The organism is Pseudomonas sp. B414, assembly GCF_055408445.1.
On record NZ_JBUZTQ010000005.1, the window covers coordinates 112014 to 136574 of the forward strand.

The 24561-nt window shown below is 58.7% G+C and carries 18 protein-coding genes and 1 pseudogene; 17 read left to right on the forward strand and 2 right to left on the reverse strand.

Going from position 1 to position 24561, the window contains the following annotated elements; genetic code table 11:
* Positions 1-91 precede the first annotated feature (91 nt).
* The 5 genes and pseudogenes from ACZRMH_RS06485 to ACZRMH_RS06505 form a co-directional block, all read left to right on the forward strand.
* The gene (locus tag ACZRMH_RS06485; protein WP_464012701.1) at positions 92-823 is read left to right on the forward strand and encodes a DsbC family protein; all 732 of its coding nucleotides are present in this window, start codon (positions 92-94) and stop codon (positions 821-823) included.
* A gap of 136 nt (positions 824-959) precedes the next feature.
* The gene (locus ACZRMH_RS06490; protein WP_016781922.1) at positions 960-2264 is read left to right on the forward strand and encodes a homoserine dehydrogenase; all 1305 of its coding nucleotides are present in this window, start codon (positions 960-962) and stop codon (positions 2262-2264) included.
* A gap of 59 nt (positions 2265-2323) precedes the next feature.
* On the forward strand, positions 2324-3733 hold the full coding sequence (thrC, locus tag ACZRMH_RS06495; RefSeq protein WP_464012702.1) for a threonine synthase: 1410 nt from the start codon (positions 2324-2326) through the stop codon (positions 3731-3733).
* Positions 3734-3852: 119 nt separating this feature from the next.
* A complete protein-coding gene (locus ACZRMH_RS06500) occupies positions 3853-5967 on the forward strand; it encodes a transporter substrate-binding domain-containing protein (protein ID WP_464012703.1) in 2115 nt (704 codons plus the stop codon).
* Positions 5968-6086: 119 nt separating this feature from the next.
* Positions 6087-6461, forward strand: a pseudogene (locus ACZRMH_RS06505) (response regulator); the annotation flags it as partial.
* 215 nt (positions 6462-6676) lie between these two features.
* Here the strand turns inward: ACZRMH_RS06505 and ACZRMH_RS06510 are convergent.
* Together ACZRMH_RS06510 and ACZRMH_RS06515 are read right to left on the reverse strand one after the other, a co-directional pair.
* Positions 6677-7489 carry a TIGR02285 family protein gene (locus ACZRMH_RS06510; protein WP_464012704.1) on the reverse strand — a complete coding sequence of 271 codons (813 nt, stop codon included), beginning with the start codon at positions 7487-7489 and terminating at the stop codon, positions 6677-6679.
* 42 nt (positions 7490-7531) lie between these two features.
* Positions 7532-8731: a CaiB/BaiF CoA transferase family protein gene (locus tag ACZRMH_RS06515; RefSeq protein ID WP_464012705.1), complete on the reverse strand. Its 1200-nt coding sequence runs from the start codon at positions 8729-8731 to the stop codon at positions 7532-7534.
* Between the two features lie 135 nt (positions 8732-8866).
* Here ACZRMH_RS06515 and ACZRMH_RS06520 point away from each other — a divergent pair, with 135 nt between their 5' ends.
* From ACZRMH_RS06520 to ACZRMH_RS06575, 12 genes are all read left to right on the forward strand, one after another.
* Positions 8867-9409: a YaeQ family protein gene (locus ACZRMH_RS06520; RefSeq protein ID WP_464012706.1), complete on the forward strand. Its 543-nt coding sequence runs from the start codon at positions 8867-8869 to the stop codon at positions 9407-9409.
* A gap of 43 nt (positions 9410-9452) precedes the next feature.
* Complete coding sequence (recJ, locus tag ACZRMH_RS06525) at positions 9453-11162, forward strand: single-stranded-DNA-specific exonuclease RecJ (protein WP_464012707.1); 1710 nt, start codon at positions 9453-9455, stop codon at positions 11160-11162.
* A 218-nt stretch (positions 11163-11380) separates the two neighbouring features.
* Positions 11381-12487, forward strand: coding sequence for an NADH:flavin oxidoreductase/NADH oxidase (locus ACZRMH_RS06530; protein WP_464012708.1), 1107 nt, complete (start codon positions 11381-11383; stop codon positions 12485-12487).
* 78 nt (positions 12488-12565) lie between these two features.
* The gene (locus ACZRMH_RS06535; protein ID WP_464012709.1) at positions 12566-13267 is read left to right on the forward strand and encodes a tellurite resistance TerB family protein; all 702 of its coding nucleotides are present in this window, start codon (positions 12566-12568) and stop codon (positions 13265-13267) included.
* A gap of 224 nt (positions 13268-13491) precedes the next feature.
* On the forward strand, positions 13492-15168 hold the full coding sequence (locus tag ACZRMH_RS06540) for an acid phosphatase (protein ID WP_464012710.1): 1677 nt from the start codon (positions 13492-13494) through the stop codon (positions 15166-15168).
* 250 nt (positions 15169-15418) lie between these two features.
* Positions 15419-17041, forward strand: coding sequence for a methyl-accepting chemotaxis protein (locus ACZRMH_RS06545; RefSeq protein ID WP_464012711.1), 1623 nt, complete (start codon positions 15419-15421; stop codon positions 17039-17041).
* Positions 17041-17556 (forward strand): chemotaxis protein CheW, encoded by a 516-nt coding sequence (locus ACZRMH_RS06550; RefSeq protein ID WP_464012712.1) that lies wholly within the window; start codon positions 17041-17043, stop codon positions 17554-17556. Before ACZRMH_RS06545 ends, ACZRMH_RS06550 begins: the two co-directional genes overlap by 1 nt.
* Entirely contained in the window at positions 17553-18827 is a 1275-nt protein-coding gene (locus ACZRMH_RS06555; protein WP_464012713.1) for a CheR family methyltransferase, read from the forward strand. Before ACZRMH_RS06550 ends, ACZRMH_RS06555 begins: the two co-directional genes overlap by 4 nt.
* Positions 18824-19513 (forward strand): chemotaxis protein CheW, encoded by a 690-nt coding sequence (locus ACZRMH_RS06560; protein ID WP_464012714.1) that lies wholly within the window; start codon positions 18824-18826, stop codon positions 19511-19513. The genes ACZRMH_RS06555 and ACZRMH_RS06560 overlap by 4 nt, the downstream gene beginning before the upstream one ends.
* Positions 19510-21813 carry a response regulator gene (locus ACZRMH_RS06565; RefSeq protein ID WP_464012715.1) on the forward strand — a complete coding sequence of 768 codons (2304 nt, stop codon included), beginning with the start codon at positions 19510-19512 and terminating at the stop codon, positions 21811-21813. Before ACZRMH_RS06560 ends, ACZRMH_RS06565 begins: the two co-directional genes overlap by 4 nt.
* On the forward strand, positions 21810-22820 hold the full coding sequence (gene cheB / locus ACZRMH_RS06570; RefSeq protein ID WP_464012716.1) for a chemotaxis-specific protein-glutamate methyltransferase CheB: 1011 nt from the start codon (positions 21810-21812) through the stop codon (positions 22818-22820). Before ACZRMH_RS06565 ends, cheB begins: the two co-directional genes overlap by 4 nt.
* Before the next feature lie 52 nt (positions 22821-22872).
* On the forward strand, positions 22873-23874 hold the full coding sequence (locus ACZRMH_RS06575) for a diguanylate cyclase (protein WP_464012717.1): 1002 nt from the start codon (positions 22873-22875) through the stop codon (positions 23872-23874).
* Positions 23875-24561 lie beyond the last annotated feature (687 nt).

The window sequence follows — 24561 nt, forward strand, 5'->3', positions numbered from 1 at the left end:
GGCTTTGCCGGTTTAGAAAGCGCGCCGCCCAAACCCGTTGTTTCAGGACGGGTATCAGGGTTGGCTGCTTTGCCCGTCTTCAGGAGTTCCCATGCGTGTGATCCAGATTTTCGCCGCCGCAGCCATTGCGTTGGTCAGCACCTTCTCGTTCGCCGACACCGGCGCCGAACAAGCTATTCGCAAGAGCCTCGAAACCCTGCAACTGGATGTTCCGGTCGAGAGCATCAGCGCCAGCCCCATGGCCGGCCTGTATGAAGTCAAGCTCAAGGGCAGCCGCGTGCTGTATGCCAGTGCTGATGGCCAGTTCATCGTTCAGGGCTATATGTTCCAGCTCAAGGACGGCAAGCCGGTCAACCTGACCGAGCAGGCCGAACGTGTTGGCGTGGCCAAGTTGATCAATGGCATTCCGGTGGCAGAGACCGTCGTTTACCCTGCAATCGGTGAAACCAAGTCTCATATCACGGTCTTTACCGACACCACTTGCCCGTATTGCCACAAATTGCACGCCGAAGTCCCGGAACTGAACAAAATGGGGATAGAAGTGCGCTATGTTGCATTCCCGCGTCAGGGTCTTGGCTCGCCAGGTGACCAGCAACTGCAAGCGGTCTGGTGCTCGAAGGACAAGAAAACCGCGATGGACAAAATGACGGATGGCAAAACGGTCGAGGCGCCAAAATGCGCCAATCCGGTTGCCAAACAGTTCGCCATGGGGCAATCCATCGGGGTTAACGGCACGCCAGCCATTGTTTTGGCTGACGGTCAGGTAATTCCGGGCTATCAGCCTGCTGCGCAGGTTGGCAAGCTGGCACTCAGTGTTAAATAATCCAGCGTCGTCACGCTAAGCCTGTGACGATCATGGCGGGGCCGTTCAACGGCCCGGCTATCTATAGAGAGCCGTGGCAATCCACGGCTGTTTTTCACGGCCGACCTTGAGTCGGCCGTTTTATGGGGAGTTCAGCGTGAATCCGGTCAAAGTAGGTATCTGTGGGCTCGGGACCGTCGGTGGCGGCACCTTCAACGTACTAAAGCGTAACGCCGAGGAGATTGCCCGCCGTGCCGGGCGTGGTATCCAGGTTGCGCAAATTGCCATGCGTACGCCAAACCCTCAGTGCGACATTACCGGTACCCCCATTACCAACGATGTATTCGCTGTTGCGACCAACCCTGAAATCGACATCGTTATCGAGCTGATTGGCGGTTACACCATCGCTCGCGAACTGGTGCTCAAGGCCATCGAAAACGGCAAGCACGTCGTGACTGCGAACAAGGCGCTGATTGCCGTTCACGGTAACGAAATCTTCGCCAAGGCCCAGGAAAAGGGCGTGATCGTTGCCTTCGAAGCTGCCGTTGCTGGCGGCATCCCGGTGATCAAGGCCATCCGTGAAGGCCTGTCGGCCAACCGCATCAACTGGGTGGCGGGCATCATCAACGGCACCGGTAACTTCATCCTCACCGAGATGCGCGAAAAAGGCCGCACGTTCGAAGACGTGCTGGCTGAAGCGCAAGCCCTGGGTTATGCCGAAGCCGACCCGACGTTCGACGTTGAAGGTATCGATGCGGCGCACAAACTGACCATTCTGGCGTCGATTGCCTTCGGCATTCCGCTGCAATTCGACAAGGCCTACACCGAAGGCATCACCAAGCTGACCACTGCTGACGTAAATTACGCAGAGGCCCTCGGTTATCGCATCAAGCACCTGGGTGTTGCGCGCAGCACGGCCAATGGTATCGAACTGCGGGTTCACCCGACGCTGATCCCGGCTGACCGCCTGATTGCCAACGTCAATGGCGTGATGAACGCGGTGATGGTCAACGGTGATGCTGCCGGTTCGACCCTGTTCTACGGTGCTGGTGCAGGCATGGAGCCAACGGCTTCGTCGGTGGTTGCCGACCTGGTGGACGTGGTTCGTGCCATGACCAGCGACCCTGAAAACCGCGTACCGCACCTGGCCTTCCAGCCGGACCTGTTGTCCGACCACCCGATCCTGCCGATCGAAGCCTGCGAAAGTGCCTACTACCTGCGCATCCAGGCCAAAGATCACCCGGGCGTACTGGCTCAAGTAGCCAGTATCTTGTCCGAGCGAGGCATCAACATCGAATCGATCATGCAGAAAGAAGTCGAAGAGCACGACGGTCTGGTGCCAATGATCCTGTTGACCCACCGGGTGATCGAACAGCACATCAATGACGCCATTGCCGCGCTTGAAGCGTTGCAGGGCGTAGTCGGCCCGGTCGTTCGCATCCGCGTTGAACATCTTAATTAATTGATAGTGCCAGGCGGCAGCTACCTGCCGCCTGGCACTCAAACCGAAGGTTTGAAACCATGCGCTATATCAGCACCCGTGGCCAGGCACCGGCCCTGAATTTTGAAGATGTGTTGCTGGCCGGTCTGGCCAGTGATGGCGGTTTGTATGTACCGGAAAACCTGCCGCGCTTTACCCAAGAGGAAATTGCTTCCTGGGCCGGCCTGCCGTATCACGAGCTGGCCTTTCGGGTTATGCGCCCGTTTGTCACCGGCAGCATTCCTGATGCCGACTTCAAAAAGATTCTCGAAGAAACCTACGGCGCGTTTTCCCATGCAGCTGTAGCGCCACTGCGTCAGCTCAATGGCAACGAATGGGTGCTTGAGCTGTTCCACGGCCCGACCCTGGCGTTCAAGGACTTTGCCCTGCAACTGCTCGGCCGCCTGCTTGATTACGTGCTGGCCAAGCGTGGCGAGCGCGTGGTGATTGTCGGCGCTACCTCCGGCGATACCGGTTCGGCCGCGATTGAAGGCTGCAAGCACTGCGAAAATGTCGATATTTTCATCCTGCACCCCAATAATCGGGTGTCGGAAGTTCAGCGTCGGCAGATGACTACGCTGTTCGGTGACAACATCCATAACATCGCCATCGAAGGCAACTTCGATGACTGCCAGGAAATGGTCAAGGCCAGCTTCGCCGACCAGGGCTTCCTCAAGGGCACACGCCTGGTGGCAGTGAACTCGATCAACTGGGCGCGGATCATGGCCCAGATCGTTTACTACTTCCATGCCTCCCTGCAACTGGGCGGGCCGCACCGTTCCGTGTCGTTCTCGGTGCCTACCGGCAACTTTGGCGACATCTTCGCGGGCTACCTGGCGCGCAATATGGGCTTGCCGATCAACCAACTGATCGTGGCCACCAACCGCAACGATATCCTGCACCGCTTTATGAGCGGCAATCAGTACGCCAAGGACACCCTGCACGCGACCCTGTCGCCGTCGATGGACATCATGGTGTCCTCGAACTTCGAACGCCTGCTGTTCGACCTGCATGGTCGCAATGGCGCAGCTGTTGCCGGCCTGATGGATACCTTCAAGCAAACCGGCAACTTCAGCGTTGATGAAGACCGCTGGACCGAAGCGCGCCGTCTGTTTGACTCGCTGGCAGTGGATGATGAGCAAACCTGCGAAACCATCGCCCAGGTGTTTGCCGAAAGCGGTGAAGTACTGGACCCGCACACCGCCATCGGCGTGCGTGCTGCCCGCGAATGCCGCCGCAGCCTGGATATCCCGATGGTTATCCTGGGCACTGCACACCCGGTCAAGTTTCCTGATGCGGTTGAAAAAGCCGGTATAGGAAAAGATCTGGAGCTGCCGTCGCACCTTTCTGACTTGTTTGAAAGAGAGGAGCGCTACACCGTGTTGGCCAATGACCTCATGGCTGTCCAGGCCTTTGTCAGCCTGCATGGCAACCGAGGCAAGCCTCTCTGAAGGCATTTGTCTTACGCGTTTTGAAGCCCGTCATCTGACGGGCTTTTTTGTTGTTGCGTGGCAAACTTTCCAGGCTTTCGCCCCCGTATGTTGGTGGGTGCCCGCTCAAGGATGGTGTCATGTCACGTATTCATCAGACATTCCAGTCATGGATGTACCTGGTGCTGCTCATGGGGTTGTTGACCTGTATGCAGCCAGCCCTGGGCGACCATGGATTGCCTTACAGGCTCACGGCAAGTTTTGTCGCGCTCAAGCCGTTGCAACTGAGCCCCGCTGAACAGCAATGGCTGGCCCGTTACGCAACGCTGCGTGTCGGTATCGCCCTTGGCGATTATGAACCGGTCGATATCATCGATGATCGCGATTACTACCAGGGCCTCAGCGCCGATTACCTGAGCATGGTTCGCGACAGGCTGGGGGCGTCTGTCGAGGTTCTGGGCTACCGCAAACGCGATCAGGCAGTTGCCGATCTGCTGGCCGGTAAAATCGACATCCTGACCAGTGCCAGCGGTTTCGAGCGGGGAATAGAGGGCATTGCCTTCTCCCGGGAGTACATGGCTGACCAACTGGTAATGGTCGGTCGCGCCAGTGACTTTGAGCCGGTTAAAGACTGGGCCGGTAAAAAGCTCGGCTTTATAGACGGTTCTGTCGATATACAGACTGCCCACGGGTTTTACCCTGACAGCGAAATCATCCTCGTACCCAATTTACAGAGCGCGATGGAAGCGTTGTCTGAAGGGGATATCGATATTTTTATCGGTAATGAACTCATGGTGCAGTCATTCAAAAGTGTTCGGCCTTATTCCGGTGTGCGCATCATGGGTGACAGCAGCTTGCCTGCTCCGGGTTTTGCATTTGCTACCCGCCGTTCTGAGCCGCAACTGACCGACCTGCTCGACAAGGCGCTGGAAAACATTGATGAGGCCATCTCACGCATGGTTCTGGCACGCTGGACGAGCGGCCTTGAAGGCAGCATTGCGCAGCAGAACATCAACCTGCTTACCGACGAGAACGAGTGGATCAAGCGTCATCCGGTCGTGACCCTGGCAACCCAGCAGTTCCCCTTGTACGCCTTCAGGACCGGGGATGGACGCTGGGCGGGGTTAAGTATCGATATTCTGGCGCGCATATCACGTATGACCGGGCTGCAGTTTGTTCACAAAGAAGCGTTTTCAACGGCGCAGGTTCTCGACATGCTTAAAAGTGGCGAGGCGCAAATGAACTCAAGCCTCTCCAGAAGCCGCGAGCGTAAAGCCTTTCTTGACTTCACTTACTCATATGGCGGGGCACCCTGGGTATTTGTGGTGCGTGTCAATGACTCCCGGCTGGGCTCACTGGATCAACTGGCGGGCAAGGTGTTGGTACTTCCGGCCAGACACGCCCTCGAAGACCTGATTCGGCGTGAGTACCCTGCAATCACCTTGCGTTTGGTCGATACCTACGCCCAGGCCCGTCACGCAGTCGCCAAGGGTGAGGCGGATGCAACGATTCAGACTGAGACTCAGGCTCACCTGTATCCGCCAGGGCGTTTGAAGGTAGGGCGCAGTGTCGATGGGCAATGGGCTGCCGCCAGTTTTTCGATAAATGCCCAATACCCTGAGCTGCTAAGCATCATGAACAAGGCGCTGGAGGCTATGCCAGCAACTGAAGTTCGAGCGTTGCGAACCAAATGGCTGGGGGGGGTTGGCAAGCCTCTGGTAATCGAGAGCGGCTTGTATCATTCGGCCTGGTCGTACTGGGCCATTGCGGCTTTGATTGCTGTTGGGTTCATGCTGTTTTCTTGGAACTGGTTTCTGCGCAGACAGCTCGTGATCGGGCGCCAGTTTGAGCAAACCCTGCGGGAGCGTTTGGAACTCAATCGGCGTTTTTTTGATGGGATTCCCAGCCCGATCTTTGTGGTTGGCCTTGAAGGTGAGTTGATCACCTGTAATCAAAGCTATGAAGAGCATTTGTCCGTTCAACTGGAGCAGGTTTGTGGGCTGAAGGTTACTGATATCAATCTTTTTTCACACGAGTTGGCTGAGCAGTTTCAGCGTGAATTCATGGGCATGCTCCAAAGCCGAAAACCTTGCTACAAAAAACGCTGGGTGGAGTTTAAAACGGGGGGCATGGAAATCTATCAGTGGGTCGTCCCGTTTTATTCTGTAACCGGGCGACTGGAGGGGTTGGTCGGGGGGTGGTTCGACAAATCTGAAACCAGAAAATGGGCCTCGAAAGCCCGTATTAGCTTGTGAGTGTCCGGTTGTGGAATTTTCCTACTAGATTTACAGATATGTCCTATGTTTCTTGGCAGCTTGGCCTACTAAGGTTCACCCCTTCAGTAATCTTGGGTTTAACTCCTTAAGGCCTCCAGATGCGACCTCTGAAAGTATTGATTCTTGAAGACAACCCCTTTCAATTGATGGTGTTGCATCAAATGCTGAACGCTTTCCGTATTTTTGACGTTGTGACGGCTGAAAGCGTGGACTCTGCCCGCGATTCGCTGTTGCGGCGCGGCGCAATGGATGTCGCTATTTGTGATCTCTATATGGAAGGGGTATCAGGGTTGGAGTTGATCAACGAATTGGCCCAAAAGCGCAGTGCGACAGCGTTGATCATTTTGAGTGCTGCTGCGCCCCAGGTTGTCGAAATGGCAGCCCGTATGGCCCGCAGGCAGGGCCTGAAGGTATTGGGCTGTTTGTCCAAGCCTGTGAGCATGGGCGGGTTGGGGCAATTGCTGGACTCCTATCAGAGCACCCGGGTAATCGCCGGAGGCATCAGGGCCAATTAATTGCCACGGCCAAGGAACTTCCCAAGGCGTTGGTATGTCTGATTTTTCATCAACAGGAGCAGGCTTATTGCTCCGATGCTTGTAGCCCGTTGAGCGGGTCTGTATGACCTTGTTAAACCCCGGGCAGCCTCCCCACTGCTCGGGGTTTTTTTATCCTTTTTTATCCTTTTTTGTCATTGAACATCCAGTTTTGACAAGGGTGCAGGCCCTACTTTCATCAACACTTCATTGACGTTGCGAATGACCTCGCGGCCTTGCGGTGTGTCTGAGCAGCCGACATAGATGGACTGATAATCAGGTGCGCCCTGAATCGGAAAAAATATCAGCGCGTCAGATGACAACCCTTGCTGGCTGGCTTTGGCCTGAATTTCCGGCCAATACCCCAACAGGGTCGGCATGCGCCCTGCATGCTGCATCTGCAGCAGGCTGCCCAGCGGATCGTTACCATAATGCATGACAATCTGACTGGCAGGGCTGAGCGCCAGCTGGTTATCGATCCACACGCCATAACTGCGCTTGGCGATAACTCCAAGCTTCAAGGTTTGTGCTTTGAGCAACGCCTGCAAATCCACCTTGTCATCATGAATAAAGGGTTCGATCAGTGGGCGGTCCTCGCGCAGAATCGCCATGCCGTTGCTGTGCATGGTCGCAACAGGGGTGGAGTAGACAATCGAGCGAGCCCGAGCGGGGTTCCAGATCAGGGCCGGATCACAGTTCAGGGCCGGTTCTTCAAGCATTTGCAAGGCGCGAGCCCGGTTAACCCGCAGGACGACATGCTGGTATTGCGGCATGCTGGCGATCAGGACAGGCATCATCTGGTCGATCATGCCCTGACCTTTTTTCTCCCCCTCGAACACCGTCAACGGCGGCAGATCACGCAGCAGCCAGGTGAGCTTTTGCTCGGCCTGACTGTCAACTGCCCAGCACAATATCAGTGAGGTGATCAGGCCAGGGCAAAGGCTTCGCCATTTCGAGCGATAAGTCATCGTGCTGGTCTCCTTTGGATGCCACAAAACATGGCAACTGGCCTAAATGGCACCCGATTGCTTGAGGGTGCCGATCGCCGCAGCGTCGTAACCCAAGCCACTCAATACCTCATGATTATGGGCGCCCAATTCGGGCCCGACCCAATCGGCCGAGCCGGGCGTATCGGACAGCCGTGGCACGATGCCGGGCATTTTGAAGTCTTTGCCGTCAGGCAGTTTGGCTTGCAGAAACATTTCCCGAGCCAGAAACTGTGGGTCGCTGAACATGTCTTCTGCCGAGAATATCCGGCTGGCGGGCACTTGCGCGGCGGTCAATTGCTCAAGCACCGTCTCAAGTGGCAATGAGCCGACCCAGCGATCAATCACGCCGTACAACTCGTCGCGACGGGCGTCACGGCCATCGTTGCTGGCCAGCGCCGGGTCATTGGCCAGGTCATCGCGGCCAATGATCTGCATAAAGCGCTTGAAGATGGCGTCGCCATTGGCACCGATCTGAATGTGCTTGCCGTCCAGGCTGGTATGGATCGAAGAGGGGGTAATGCCTGGCATGATATTGCCCGTGCGTTCGCGGATAAAACCGAACACATCGAACTCCGGGACCATGCTTTCCATCATGGCAAAAATGGCTTCGTAGAGCGCCACGTCCACCACCTGGCCCTGGCCGCCGTTGACCTCGCGATGACGCAAGGCCATCAGGGCACCTATCACGCCCCATAGCGCGGCAATCGAGTCGCCAATCGAAATGCCGGTGCGCACCGGCGGCCGATCCTCAAAGCCTGTGATGTAACGCAGTCCGCCCATGGACTCGCCCACCGCGCCAAACCCAGGCTGGTCTTTCATCGGCCCGGTCTGGCCAAAGCCGGACAGGCGCACCATCACCAGCTTGGGGTTCAGTGCATGCAACACATCCCAGCCCAGCCCGAGTTTCTCCAGCACGCCGGGGCGGAAATTTTCGATCAGGATATCGGCGTCGGCCAGCAACTGTTTGAGAATGGCCAGGCCATCCGGGTGCTTGAGGTTCAGGGTCAGGGATTTTTTGTTGCGCGCCTGGACGAACCACCACAGCGACGTACCCTCATACAGCTTGCGCCATTTTCGCAGCGGGTCGCCGCCATCGGGGGACTCGACCTTGATCACCTGTGCGCCAAACTCGGCGCAGATGCGCGATGCAAAAGGCCCGGCTATCAGGGTGCCCAATTCGACGACTTTGAGGCCTGAAAGGGGTTTGGTGGCGAGCGGCATGTGGAATCCTTGTCCAAAGGGCGAGCGAGTACAGCCTTTTAACATAGGTGGCGGCTGGCAAGAAGCTGGCCGATTCGTTCAATGGCAGTGTATCGGTTAGACTTGCCGCCTTTCTCCGTATCAAGAAGCCCGTTCATGGCACAGCCGTCCACGACCTACAAGTTTGAACTCAACCTCACCGATCTCGATCGCGGGGTCTACGAAAGCGTCAAGCAGACCATCGCCCGTCACCCTTCGGAAACCGAAGAACGCATGACCGTGCGCCTGCTGGCCTACGCTTTTTGGTACAACGAGCAGTTGTCTTTTGGTCGTGGTCTGTCTGATGTAGACGAGCCAGCCCTGTGGGAAAAAAGCCTGGATGACCGTGTTCTGCACTGGATCGAAGTCGGCCAGCCCGATGCCGACCGACTGACCTGGTGCTCGCGCCGTACCGAACGCACCAGCTTGCTGGCCTATGGCAGCTTGCGTGTGTGGGAAGGCAAGGTGATCCCGGCGATCAAAAATCTGAAAAACGTCAATATCGCTGCCGTCCCGCAAGAGATTCTTGAGGTGCTGGCCAAGGATATGCCACGGGTTATCAAGTGGGACGTAATGATCAGCGAAGGCACGATTTTTGTGACCGACGATCGCGGCCAGCACGAAGTTCAGTTGCAGTGGCTGCAAGGCGACCGCGGCTAAGCGTCACCACTTTTTTCACGTTTAAGAGACTCTCCACCCGCTTATGCGCATCGAACCTCGTCCACTGCCGCAAACCCTGCCTTTTTTGGGCGAAATGCCCGCCCTGTTGACCCGTCTTTATGCAGCGAGGGGTGTGCAGTCGCAAGCTGAACTGGACAAGAGCCTGGCGCGGCTGATCCCGTACCAGCAGCTCAAGGGCATCGATGCTGCGGTGGATTTGCTGGTGGTGGCGCTTGAGCAACGTCAGCGCATTCTGATCGTCGGTGACTTTGACGCCGATGGCGCCACCGCCAGTACGGTCGGCATGCTCGGTTTGCGTTTGCTGGGGGCGGCCCATGTCGATTATCTGGTGCCCAACCGCTTCGAGTACGGCTACGGCCTGACCCCGGAAATCGTTGAGGTTGCGCTGACTCGTACCCCGCAGTTGCTGATTACGGTCGACAATGGCATCTCCAGTATCGAAGGCGTGGCCGCGGCGAAAAAGGCAGGTTTGAGCGTGCTGGTCACCGACCACCACTTGCCCGGCAGCGAATTGCCGGCGGCAGATGCCATCGTCAACCCCAACCAGCCTGGTTGCGAGTTTCCGAGCAAGGCGCTGGCAGGGGTAGGGGTTATCTTCTATGTGCTGATTGCTTTGCGTGCACGCTTGAACAGCCTGGGCTGGTACCAGAACAGCAAGGCGCCGAACATCGCCGAGCTGCTGGATCTAGTGGCTCTGGGCAGCGTGGCCGACGTGGTGCCGCTGGATGCCAACAACCGGATTCTGGTGCATCAGGGGCTGGAGCGCATCCGTGCCGGGCGTGCCCGGCCGGGGCTCAAGGCGATTCTGGAAGTGGCCAAGCGTGACCACTCGAAAATCACCTCGACTGATCTGGGTTTTATTCTGGGGCCGCGCCTGAATGCTGCCGGGCGTCTGGACGATATGAGCCTGGGTATTGAATGTCTGCTTACCGACGACGCCAATGCGGCGCGGGAAATGGCCGCGCAACTGGACGAGATGAACCAGGACCGCAAATCCATTGAGCAGGGCATGCAGCGCGAAGCGCTGGCCCAGCTCAAGGACCTGACCATCGACAGCATGCCGTTTGGCCTGTGCCTGTTTGACCCCGAGTGGCACCAGGGGGTGATCGGGATTCTGGCTTCGCGGCTCAAGGAGCGCTACTTCCGCCCGACCTTTGCCTTTGCCGATGCCGGTGACGGCATGCTCAAGGGCTCAGGGCGCTCGGTGCCGGGTTTTCATATTCGTGATGCGCTTAGCGTGGTAGCGGCACAGCACCCGGACTTGATCAGCAAATACGGTGGTCATGCCATGGCTGCGGGGCTGACCTTGCCCGAAGCCAATTTCCCGTTGTTCTGTGAGGCCTTTGATGCCGAAGTACGGCGTCAACTGCGCGAGGAAGACCTGACCGGACGCATGTTGTCTGACGGCAGCCTGGCGGTTGAAGAGTTTCATCTGGAGCTGGCGCGGGCCTTGCGCAATGCCGGGCCGTGGGGACAACACTTCCCCGAGCCGTTGTTCCACGGAGTGTTTCAGCTGGTGGAACAGCGTATCGTTGGCGAGCGGCATTTGAAGGTGGTGCTCAAGACCGAATGCGGCAGCGTAAAGCTAGACGGCATCGCCTTCGGGATCGATCGCGAAGTGTGGCCGAATCCGACCATTCGCTGGGTCGAACTGGCCTACAAGCTCGACCTCAACGAGTTTCGCGGCAATGAAACCGTGCAACTGATGATTGCCCATATCGAGCCGCGTTAAACCCATAATTTTCCTGGCCCCTCTCTCTCTGTGGGAGCTGGCTTGCCTGCGATGGCATCACCTCGGTTTACCTGAAAGACCGCGTCGATTGCATCGCGAGCAAGCCCGCCCCCACAAATCTGCGCACCGCCCACAACTTGAACTCCCCCTCATCCAGTGTTGTCGACTAGGCTCTAACGAAGTATCTGGAGCCCGCCCACTGGAATTAGAGGTGACCCATGAGTCTGCTGCTCGAACCCTATACCCTGCGCCAATTGACCCTTCTTAACCGCATTGCGGTCTCGCCAATGTGCCAGTACTCCAGCGTCGATGGGCTGGCCAATGACTGGCATTTAGTCCATCTGGGCAGCCGTGCCGTTGGCGGTGCCGGGCTGATTTTTACCGAAGCCACCGCCGTCACCCCGGAAGGTCGTATCACCGCACAGGATCTGGGCCTGTGGAACGATGAACAGATTGAGCCCCTGCAACGCATCACCCGCTTTATTCGCGCCCAGGGTGCCGTGGCCGGTATCCAGTTGGCCCATGCCGGGCGCAAGGCCAGTACCCACCGGCCCTGGCTGGGCAAGCATGGCAGCGTCAAAGTGGAAGAGGGCGGCTGGGTGCCTGTCGGGCCATCGCCGATTGCCTTCGACCCGCAACACACTGCGCCCATGCAACTGGATGAAACCCAGATCAATGAGGTAATCCAGGCTTTTGTGGCCGCCGCCAAACGGGCGCTGGAAGCCGGTTTCTCGGTGGTTGAGGTGCACGCTGCTCACGGTTACTTGCTGCATCAATTTCTTTCGCCGCTGAGTAACCAGCGACGTGACCAATACGGCGGTTCGTTCGAGAATCGCATCCGCCTGGTGCTGGAGGTGACCGAAGCCGTGCGCGGCGTGTGGCCGCAGGAGCTGCCGCTGTTCGTGCGGGTTTCGGCCACCGACTGGGTGGAAGACGGCTGGAACCCTGACGAAACCGTCGAGCTGGCGCGACGCCTCAAGGCATTGGGCGTGGACCTGATCGATGTATCGTCAGGCGGTACCGCAGCCAATGCCGAGATTCCGGTGGGGCCGGGTTACCAGACCCGCTTTGCCGAGCGCGTGCGCAAGGAGGCCTGCATCGCCACTGGCACGGTGGGCATGATCACCGAACCGGCGCAGGCCGAGCATATTCTGCGTACCGGGCAGGCCAATCTGATCCTGCTGGCCCGCGAACTGTTGCGTGACCCTTACTGGCCGTTGCATGCAGACGATGATTTGGGCGGTAAAAAGGCCATCTGGCCAGCCCAGTATCAGCGTGCTACCCATCGTGACCAACCGATTCATGAGTCCGACCTGCGCGACTGATAACAATCGCTTTTTACGATAAACCCGCCTGCTGGCGGGTTTTCTGGCTCCCCCTGACCCTGTTACGAGAGGATGCTTATGAGTTTGCTCGACCAACTACTTAAATCCGGCCAACAGATGCTGGAGAAAAAAACTTCTGCCCAAGGCAAGGCCACTCAGGGTGGCCTGGGCGGTCTGCTCGGTGGTTCCGGCGGCATCGGCGGCTTGCTCTCGGGCGCCGGTGGCGGTGCGTTGGCCGCCAGTGCCCTGGGCCTGTTACTGGGCAACAAGAGTGCACGCAAATATGGTGGTAAGGCGTTGACCTATGGGGGGCTGGCCGCTTTGGGCGTGCTGGCCTACAAAGCCTATGGCAACTGGCAGGCCAGCCAGGGCACCGCACCGCAAACCGAACCGCAGACCATTGACCGTGTACCCGCGCCGCAAGTGGAGCAGCACAGCCAGGCGATCCTTAAAGCCCTGGTGGCTGCCGCCAAGGCTGACGGTCATGTCGATGAGCGCGAGCGCCAACTGATCGAGGGTGAACTCAACAAGCTCAATGGTGACCCTGCGTTGCGCCAATGGCTGCAAGCCGAGTTGAACAAACCGCTGGACCCGGCCGAGGTGGCCAGAGCCGCCACTACCCCGGAAATTGCCGCCGAAATGTATATCGCCAGCCTGATCCTGGTGGATGAAGAACATTTCATGGAGCGTGCCTACCTGGAGGAGCTGGCCAAACAGCTCAAGCTCGACCCGGGCCTCAAGAGCGAACTGGAAGCCCAGGTCAAGCAGGCACAGGGCTAAAGCAGAGTACGGTATGTCTGAATAACCGCGTTGACTTCATCGCGAGCCAGCCCGCTCCCACAGATCTGCGCTGAACTTGTGGGAGCGGGCTTGCTCGCGATGAGGCACCGCTCTATATCTGATTTAAACACCTCGGCGCTTCGATCCCCTGCAACTTCCCCGTCATAATCCCCTGCTAGCCTGCCCGCCAGAAATAATTTGTTACGTATGATCAGGAAGCCGTAATGAGCGACGAGAAAGACCAGGACACCCGACTCCCGGCCGATAGCAGCCGCCGCCGATTCCTCGCCGGTGCTGCCGCACTGGGTGTAGGTGCCGCCACCTTGAGCGCTTGTGGCGGTCTTGAGCATGACCGTCCCGTTGAGGCGCAACCGCTGACCCCGGCCGAGCTGGACAAAAAACTCCACGAACAGGTCAAGACCATCGTGGTGATCTACGCCGAGAACCGCAGCTTCAACAACTTGTTTGCCAACTTCCCAGGCGTTGCAAAGCCGCTGTCGGCCCTTAAACCAGTCGACTACCAGCAGCGCGACCGCGATGGCAGTCTGCTGCTGACCTTACCGCCAGTCTGGGGCGGGGTGGCGCAGGTGGGGCCGCAGATGATCGATGGGGTGACCTATGCCCCAGGCGTGCAGTACCAGGAAATCTTGCCCAACGCGCCCTTTGCCCTGAAGGGGCCGAATCAGGAAGACCTGCCACTGAACCTGGTGACTCGCGACCTGTGGCATGTGTTCTATCAGAACCAGATGCAGATCAATGACGGCAAGAACGACCAGTTTGTCGCCTGGGGCGACTCCGGTGGCTTGCCCATGGGTTACTACGGCCAGTCGCAATACTCGCTGCGCCTGTGGGATGTGGCCCGGGAATTCGTGCTGTGCGACAACTTCTTCCAGGGTGCCTTTGGCGGTTCATTCCTCAACCACCAGTACCTGATCAGCGCAGCGGTGCCGTTCTACCCGAATGCGTCCACCTCGGTGGCCGAGGCACAAATCGCTGTTTTGCAGGGTGACGACCCTACCGGCACGCGCCTCAAACCATTGGCAAAGTCCCCGGCCAGCGCCATGACCGGCGCCCCGCAGTTCGGCCCCAGTGCCCTGACCCCGGACGGCTATGCGGTCAATACCATGGCCCCGCCTTACTGGCCGACCTGGATCCGCGACCCTGAGCGCCCTGACTACGCCAAGCCTGATCTGCCGAGTGTGCTGGTGCCACAAACCCACGAGCATATCGGCGACAAGCTGAGCAAAAAGAACATCGACTGGGCTTGGTACGCCGGTGCCTGGCAAGCCACGCTGGAGCAGTTCAAGGGCTCGGAAGGCATCCCCAAAATTCCCAACTTCCAGTACCACCATCAGCCGTTCAACTACTTCGTGCGTCAAGGCCCCGAAAACCCGGGCGAGCGCAACAAGCGCCTGCGAGACGGCGGCCTGGGCGACGAGGCCAGTACCAACCGCTTTCTGGCCGACGCCGAGGCAGGCAAGCTGCCCGCAGTGAGCTTCTACAAGCCCCAGGGCAACCTCAACCTGCACGCGGGCTATGCCGATGTGGCGGCCGGTGACCGCCACCTTGACCGTGTCCTCAAGGTGCTGCGCAACAGCCCGCAATGGCAGAACATGGTGGTGGTGTTGACGGTTGATGAGAACGGCGGCTGGTGGGACCACGTAGCGCCGCCCAAGGGGGATCGCTGGGGCCCGGGCACAAGGATTCCTGCGCTGGTGGTGTCACCCTTCGCACGCAAGGGTACGGTGGATCACACGGTGTATGACACGGCCTCGATCCTGCGCCTGATCACCCGGGTGCATCAGCTGGAAACGCTCGATGGCCTCAAACAGCGCGACGAGGCCATGAAAGCCCGCGGGCAGGCACCCATGGGGGATATGACCAATGCGCTGATGTTCTGACGTATTTCATGTGGGAGCGGGCTTGCTTGCGATGGCTCAACTTAGTCATTCAGTAGACCTTCACCGCCTGCATCGCGAGCAAGCCCGCTCCCACAGATGCACTAGATTGTTCAATCTCCTACTTATTTAGTGCGCTTTTAAATGTAGGAATATTTGTCTATTGCTGTGCGTTCTGTCTCAACGCCTGTACGAATCATTGCGTACCCTCGGCTATACTCACCATCATTTAAATGGCACCCGAGGATCGACTGTGAAGAACTGGACGTTACGCCAACGCATCTTGGCGAGCTTTGCTGTAATCATCGCCATTATGCTGCTGATGGTTGTTGCGTCTTACTCGCGCCTGCTGTCGATCGAAACCAGCGAAGAAACGGTGCAGTCCGACTCGGTTCCCGGGGTGTATTACAGCTCGATGATTCGCAGTGCCTGGGTCGACAGCTATGTGCTGACCCTGGAGCTGGTGGGCTCGATCAACCAGCGTGATCTGACCAACGAAGACCGCAAGTTGTACGCCAGCTTTGAAGATCGCTTGCAGAAAGAACTGGAAAACTATCGCGGCACCATCTTTGAGGGTGAAGACAACACCCATTTCGAGGACTTCGAACGTCTGCATAAAGAATACGATGTGTTGTTGGCCAAGGTTCTTGAACTGTATGAAAACAAGGATTTCGTCCAGGCGCACAAGGTACTCAGCGAGCAACTGGCCCCAGCATGGATGGACGGGCGCAAGCTGCTCAACAATATTATTGAAGGCAATCGCGAGTCGGCTACCCATGCGACTGACAATATTGCCCATGCGGTAATGACCGCCAAAGTCAGCATGATCATCTCACTGGTGATTGCCGTGCTGGCCGCAGCGCTGTGTGGTTTCCTGTTGCTGCAGGCAATCATGTCGCCGATGAAACGCATCGTTTCGATTCTGGAAGTGATGCGTTCCGGTGACTTGAGTTCGCGTTTGAACCTGGAGCGCAAGGATGAATTTGGCGCGGTGGAAACCGGCTTCAACGACATGATGGCCGAGCTGACCACCCTGGTATCCCAGGCCCAGCGTTCCTCGGTACAGGTCACCACCTCGGTGACTGAAATCGCCGCCACCTCCAAGCAACAGCAGGCTACGGCCACTGAGACTGCAGCCACTACCACCGAAATCGGCGCTACATCCCGGGAAATTGCGGCCACGTCCCGTGACCTGGTGCGCACCATGACCGAAGTGACTTCGGCGGCCGATCAGGCCTCGATCCTCGCCGGTTCCGGGCAGCAGGGCCTGGCCCGCATGGAAGAAACCATGCACTCGGTGATGGGCGCTGCCGATCTGGTCAACGCCAAGCTGGCGATCCTCAACGAGAAGGCTGGCAACATCAATCAGGTGGTGGTGACCATTGTCAAAGTGGCCGATCAGACTAACCTGCTGTCGCTCAACGCTGCCATCGAAGCCGAAAAAGCCGGTGAATACGGCCGCGGTTTCGCCGTGGTCGCCACCGAAGTTCGTCGCCTGGCTGACCAGACTGCCGTGGCCACCTACGATATCGAGCAGATGGTGCGCGAGATTCAGTCGGCGGTGTCCGCTGGCGTGATGGGCATGGACAAGTTCTCCGAAGAAGTGCGCCGCGGCATGTCCGAGGTGCAGCAGGTGGGCGAGCAGCTGTCGCAAATCATCCATCAGGTCCAGGCTCTGGCGCCGCGAGTGCTGATGGTCAACGAAGGCATGCAGGCTCAGGCCACGGGCGCTGAGCAGATCAACCTTGCACTGGTGCAACTGGGTGATGCCAGCAGCCAGACCGTCGAGTCCCTGCGTCAGGCCAGCTTTGCGATCGACGAACTCAGTCAGGTTGCAGTCGGGCTGCGCAGCGGCGTTTCGCGCTTTAAAGTCTGATGAGCGAGCTTCTGGCCAGGCACACCGGGGCAAAGGCGTCGAAAAAACGCCTGTTCCTGGTGTTTTATATCGGCGATGAGCGCTATGCCCTTGCCGCCACGGATGTGGTCGAGGTGCTGCCGCGCTTGCCGCTCAAGCCCATCGCCCAGGCCCCCGCGTGGGTGGCGGGGGTGTTTGCCTATCGCGACCGGATGATCCCGGTGATCGACATCAGTGCCATGACCTTTGGCACCGAAGCCGTGGCCCGCACCAGCACCCGGCTGGTGCTGGTCAACTATCGCGGGCAATTGCTCGGCCTGCTGCTTGAACAGGCCAGTAATACATTGCGTTGCGACCCGGCGGACTTTCAGCCCTACGGCCTGGATAACCGCGATGCGCCCTATCTGGGGCCGGTGCGTAAGGACGAGGCCGGGCTGTTGCAGTGGTTGAGTGTCGATGACCTGCTCAGCCCTGCGGTGTCGGCACTGATCTTTGCTCAAGGCGAAGATGATGTCTGCGCGCAGGTGGCCCCATGAGTGTTGATCAACGTTTTTTCGATTATCTGAAACAGCGTATCGGCCTGGATGTGGCCTCGGTTGGCCCGGCGATTATCGAACGTGCCGTGCGCCAGCGCTGCATTGCCCTGAATATGGCCGATAACGATCACTACTGGCAGCGCCTGCTCAGCTCCCAGGATGAACAACAGGCGCTGATCGAATCTGTGATCGTGCCTGAGACCTGGTTCTTTCGTTATCCCGAATCCTTTGCCACCCTGGGCCGTCTGGCCAGACAGCGTCTGGCAGAAATCGGCAGCCGACGTGCGTTGCGGATCCTGAGCCTGCCGTGCTCAACCGGTGAAGAGCCGTATTCGATCGCCATGGCGCTGTTTGATGCCGGCTTTGCTGCGCATCAATTCAAAGTCGACGCGCTGGATGTCAGCCCGCTGTCGGTGCAGCGTGCGCAAAATGCGCTGTATGGCAAAAACTCGTTTCGTGGCCAGCCTACGGATTTTCGCGAGCGCTACTTCAGCCCTGAGAACGACGGTTATCAATTGTCGCAGAGGGTATGCGGGCAAGTCAGCTTCACCTCAGGAAACTTGCTCGACCCCATATTGCTGGCCAGCCGCGAGCCCTATGACTTCGTGTTCTGCCGCAATTTGCTGATCTACTTTGATCTGAAAACCCAGCAGCAGGCACTGGATGTGCTCAAGCGCCTGACCCGCGATGACGGTGTCCTGTTTATCGGCCCGGCCGAGGGCAATTTGTTGAACCGCCTGGGTATGCGCTCGATTGGCGTGCCGCAGTCGTTTGCCTTTTGCCACAGCCATGAACCATTACCTGCCGCCCGCCCTGTGCCGGCTGAACCCAAGCCGTTGCCCCGCTCAAAGCCGTCACCCCCTGTACCGCCACCGGCGATCCGGCCTTTTGCCCCGCGCCCTCAAGCAGCGGTCGCGCAAAAAGCGGTTTCGCGGGTTGATGAGCCGAAGGTGTTGCTTGAGCAAATTGCCACCTTGGCCAATGAAGGCAAAAGCGGTGAGGCTCGCGCCGTTTGCGAACAGTTTTTGCAACTGCATGACCCCCAGGCCGAGGTGTTTTACTGGTTGGGCCTGCTCAGTGATGTTCAGGGCCAGACCTCAGAGGCCCAGGGCTTTTATCGCAAGGCGCTGTACCTGGAGCCCCAGCATTCAGAAGCACTGGCCCATCTGGCGGCGCTGCTGGCTTCACAAGGCGATGAAGCAGGTGCCCGGCGCTTGCAAGAGCGCGCAGCCCGTAACGGGCGTTCCACTCAAAGTGAGCGTAAACAATGAGCGCTTTAGCAGCACAAAGCTTGATTCACTCCGAAGCGCAGGCCATTGATGATTGCTGGAACCGCATTGGCATCTACGGTGACAAAAGCTGCCCGTTGTTGCCCCAGCATATTCATTGCCGTAACTGCGACACTTATGCCGCTGCCGCAACCCGCTTGCTCGACCGTTATTCATTTGAGCAGGAAAGCCAGGAGCTCCAGGCCCCGCAAGCCCATGAACAAAAGGTCGCGACCAGCTCACTGGTGATTTTTCGCCTGGGTGAAGAGTGGCTGGGGCTGCCCACGCGCTGCCTGGATGAGGTGGCGCCGATGCAATCTATCCACTCTCTGCCGCATCAGCGTTCCCGGGCCTTGCGCGGTGTCGCCAATGTGCGCGGCACCCTGGTGCCGTGCCTGTCGCTGGTTGAGCTGTTGGGGCTCGATCCTGCCGAGCCGGGTGCCTCATCATCGCAGCGGGTGATGCCGCGCATGCTGATTGTGGCGGCCCACGGCGGTGCCGTGGTGTTGCCGGTGGATGAGGTGGACGGCATTCATAATCTTGCCGAGCAAGCAATCAATGCTGCATCGCTCTCCGGTGAGCATGCCAGCGCCAAATACACCCGCGGTGTGCTGCAGTGGAAAACCCGCAGCCTGCGTTTACTGGATGAAGAGCAACTGTTGAGCGCGATCACCCGGAGCCTTACATGACCCCCGAGCAAATGCGCGACGCCTCGCTGCTTGAATTGTTCAGCCTGGAGGCCGAGGCGCAAACCCAGGTGCTCAATGCGGGGCTGTTGGCGCTGGAACGCAATCCGACCCAGGCCGACCAGCTGGAAGCCTGCATGCGCGCGGCCCACTCGCTCAAGGGAGCGGCACGAATTGTCGGGGTGGATGCCGGGGTCAGTGTCTCCCATGTCATGGAAGACTGCCTGGTCAGCGCCCAGGAAGGCCGCCTGTACCTGCAACGCGAACATATTGATGCGCTGTTGCAGGGCTCCGATCTGCTGATGCGTATCGCCACACCCGGTAATACCGTCACCCCTCAAGACATTGACGCCTATGTGGCGCACATGAATGAGTTGTTGGACCCCTCTGCGCCGAGTGTGCGCATGGCTCCACCCGAATTTGATGTGTCGCAACTGTTGCTGGCGCCGACGCCTGCTGCCCCGGCGCCACTGCTTGAGCCAGTGCCCGAACCGCAGCCCGAGCCGGAGGCGGCGCCCGATCCTGTGCGCCGTCCCCAGCGCCTGACCGAAAGCGGTGAGCGGGTATTGCGAGTCACGGCCCAGCGCCTGAACAGCCTGCTTGATCTGTCGAGCAAATCCCTGGTAGAAACCCAGCGCCTCAAGCCCTTTCTGGTGACGTTGCAGCGCCTTAAGCGCATGCAAAGCACCAACCTGCGGGCCATGGACACCCTCAACGAGCATCTCAAGGTTGCGGGCATCAGTCATGAGGCCGAGCAGGCGCTGGTTGATGCCCGGCAGATTCTGGCCGACTCCCAGCACCTGCTCAGCGAACAGACTGCCGAACTCGACGAGTTTTGCTGGCAGGCTGGCCAGCGCGCGCAATTGCTCTACGACACTGCTCTGGCTTGCCGTATGCGTCCGTTTGCCGATGTGCTGGTGGGACAAGAGCGCATGGTGCGTGATTTGGGGCGTGCCCTGGGCAAGCAGATTCGCCTGGAAATCGAAGGCGAAAAAACCCAGGTTGACCGCGACGTACTGGAAAAGCTCGAAGCGCCCTTGATCCATTTATTGCGCAATGCCGTCGATCACGGCATTGAAACACCCGAGCAGCGCCTGCTGGCCGGCAAGCCTGCCGAAGGCCTGATTCGCTTGCGCATCTCCCATCAAGCCGGCTTGCTGGTGCTGGAATTGAGTGATGACGGTGCCGGTGTCGACCTGGAGCGTCTGCGCCGCACCATCGTCGAACGTCAGCTGTCCACGGCGGACACCGTGGCGCAACTGAGCGAAGAAGAGCTGCTGACCTTTCTGTTTTTGCCGGGCTTCAGCCTGCGCGACACCGTGACCGAAGTGTCGGGGCGCGGCGTGGGGCTGGATGCGGTACAGCATATGGTGCGCCTGTTGCGCGGCGCCATTGTGTTGGAGCACACCCCGCAGCATGGCAGCCGCTTCCATCTGGAAGTGCCGCTGACCCTGTCGGTGGTGCGCAGCCTGGTGGTTGAAGTGGCAGACGAGGCCTACGCCTTCCCGCTGGCCCATATCGAACGCATGCGCGACCTGCAGCCGGATGAAATCGTCCAGCTCGAAGGTCGTCAGCATTTCTGGCACGAAGGCCGGCATGTGGGGCTGGTTGCCGCCAGCCAGTTGTTGCAGCGCCAGCCCGGCCAGAGCGACGATGAAACCCTCAAGGTAGTGGTGATTCGCGAGCGCGACGCGGTGTATGGCGTGGCTGTTGAGCGTTTTATCGGCGAGCGTACCCTGGTGGTCTTGCCTCTCGATCCACGCTTGGGCAAGGTGCAGGACATTTCTGCCGGCGCTTTGCTGGACGATGGTTCGCCGGTGCTGATCGTGGATGTTGAAGATATGCTGCGATCGGTCGACAAACTGCTCAATACCGGGCGGCTGGAGCGTATTGACCGGCGCAACCGGCATACCGCTGAACTGACCCGCAAACGTATTCTGGTGGTGGATGACTCACTGACGGTGCGTGAATTGCAACGCAAACTGCTGCTCAACCGCGGCTATGAAGTGGCCGTGGCGGTTGACGGCATGGACGGCTGGAATGCCTTGCGTGCTGAACACTTCGATCTGTTGATTACCGATATCGATATGCCGCGCATGGATGGCATCGAACTGGTTACCCTGTTGCGTCGCGATAACCGATTGCAATCGATGCCGGTGATGGTGGTGTCGTATAAAGATCGTGAAGAAGACCGTCGGCGCGGCCTGGATGCAGGAGCCGACTATTATCTAGCCAAAGCCAGTTTCCATGACGATGCCCTGCTTGATGCAGTGGTTGAACTCATTGGAGGAGCCCAGACATGAGAATCGCCATCGTCAACGATATGCCCCTGGCGGTTGAGGCCCTGCGCCGGGCGCTGGCCTTCGAGCCTGCGCACCAGGTGATCTGGGTGGCCGGTGATGGTCAGGAAGCCGTGCGCCTGTGCGCCGAGAACACCCCGGACCTGATCCTGATGGACCTGATCATGCCGGTCATGGACGGCGTTGAAGCCACGCGCCGGATCATGGCCGAAAGCCCCTGCGCCATCGTGATTGTGACCATCGACCGCGAGCAGAATGTTCACCGTGTATTTGAAGCCATGGGCTTTGGCGCGCTGGATGTGGTGGACACCCCAGTACTGGGTGGCAGCAATCCCAAGGAAGCGGCGGCGCCCCTGCTGCGCAAGATCCTCAATGTCGGCTGGTTGATGGGCCAGAGTGAAAAACGGGTCAAGTCGGTGGTGGCCCAGCCTCGCGTCCAGGGTGGGCGGGGCGCGCTGGTGGCCATCGGCTCGTCGGCGGGCGGCCCGGCAGCGCTGGAAACCTTGCTCAAGGGGCTGCCGAGGAACTTTGAGGCCGCCATCGTGCTGGTCCAGCATGTTGACCAGGTATTTGCCGCTGGCATGGCCGAGTGGCTGAGCAGCTCATGCGGACTCAATGTGCGCCTGGCTCGCGACGGTGAAGCGCCGCAGGTGGGCACCGTGCTGCTGGCAGGCACCAACCACCATATCCGTTTATTGAAGAACGGCACGTTGGCTTATACCGCTGAGCCGGTAAACGAAATTTATCGACCTTCGATAGATGTTTTTTTTGAAAGTGTTGCCCAGTACTGGAATGGCGATGCGGTGGGTGTGCTGTTGACCGGCATGGGGCGTGACGGGGCTCAAGGCCTCAAGCTCATGCGCGAACAAGGTTTCCTCACCATCGCCCAGGACCAGCAGAGCAGCTCGGTGTACGGTATGCCCAAAGCGGCGGCCGCCATCAATGCTGCGGTTGAAATCCGGCCATTGGACAAGATTGCGCCACGCTTGCTGGAGAAATTTGCCAAATGATTGGTAAAACCCGGCAGGACTGGCTTGAAGGTAGTAATTCAGGTGAACGCGCATGAACGACTTGCAGTTGGACGACGTTAAAACTGATGAAAACGCGGCCATGGTGTTGCTGGTAGATGACCAGGCAATGATCGGTGAAGCCGTGCGCCGGGGGCTGGCCCTCGAACAGAACATTGATTTTCACTTTTGTGCGGACCCGCATCAGGCTATTGCCCAGGCCATCCGTATCAAACCGACAGTGATTTTGCAGGATCTGGTGATGCCGGGTCTGGACGGCTTGAGCCTGGTGCGCGAGTACCGCAACCACCCGGCGACGCAGAATATCCCGATAATCGTGCTGTCCACCAAAGAGGACCCGCTGATCAAAAGCGCGGCGTTTTCGGCCGGGGCCAATGATTATCTGGTGAAACTGCCGGACAACATCGAGCTGGTGGCGCGTATCCGCTATCACTCGCGCTCTTATATGACGCTGTTGCAGCGAGATGCAGCCTACCGTGCGTTGCGGGTCAGCCAGCAGCAGTTGCTGGATACTAATCTGGTGCTGCAACGGCTGATGAACTCCGACGGCCTGACCGGGCTGTCCAACCGTCGGCACTTTGATGAGTACCTGGAGCTGGAGTGGCGCCGTGCCATGCGCGAGCAAACCCAGTTGTCGTTGTTGATGATTGATGTGGATTATTTCAAATCCTACAACGACAGTTTTGGTCATCTGGACGGTGATGAAGCGTTGCGCAAGGTGGCCGGTGCCATCCGTGACGCCAGCAGCCGGCCGTCGGACCTGCCGGCGCGTTATGGCGGTGAGGAGTTTGCCATTGTGTTGCCCAACACTTCCCAGGGTGGTGCGCGATTGGTGGCGGAAAAACTGCGCATGGCGGTTGAGGCCATGAAAATCCCGCATATTTCACCCGTGGCTGGCTCCAGCCTGACCATCAGTATTGGCCTGTCGACCATGACTCCGCAGCAGGGCAGTAACTGCCGCGAGCTGATTTCGGCGGCGGACAAGGGGCTTTATCTGGCCAAGAAAAATGGGCGGAATAAGGTGGGGATTGAGTGATTTTTGTGGGGGCGGTAACTGTGCCATTGCGTACATATCCGGCATTTTCGTCTAACTGAAATGCTGGTTTCGCTCTAGTAGCGAGCACTTTTGGGAAGGACCTAAAGGGAACTCGAATGTCCTCGCCCCATCGTACGGCCTTTGTGGGAGCGGGCTTGCCCGCGATGGCATCCCCGAGGATTGCCAGACAGACCGCGTCGCTTGCATCGCAGGCAAGCCAGCTCCCACAGGTTTTGTGTTGTTTCACACAGTCGTTGTTCACAGAACCATTGTGGGAGCGGGCTTGCCCGCGATGGCATCCCCGAGGCTTGCCAGGCAGACCGCGTCGCTTGCATCGCAGGCAAGCCAGCTCCCACAGGTTTTGTGTTGTTTCACACAGTCGGTGTTCACAGAACCCTTGTGGGAGCGAGCCTGCTCGCGAAGGCATCCCCGAGGATTGCCAGGCAGACCGCGTCGCTTGCATCGCAGGCCAGCTCCCACAGGTTTTGTGTTGTTTCACACAGTTGGTGTGTTCACAGAACCATTGTGGGAGCGGGCTTGCCCGCGATGGCATCCCCGAGGATTGCCAGGCAGACCGCATCGCTTGCATCGCAGGCAAGCCAGCTCCCACAGGTTTTGTGTTGTTTCACACAGTCGGTGTGTTCACAGAACCATTGTGGGAGCGGGCTTGCCCGCGATGGCATCCCC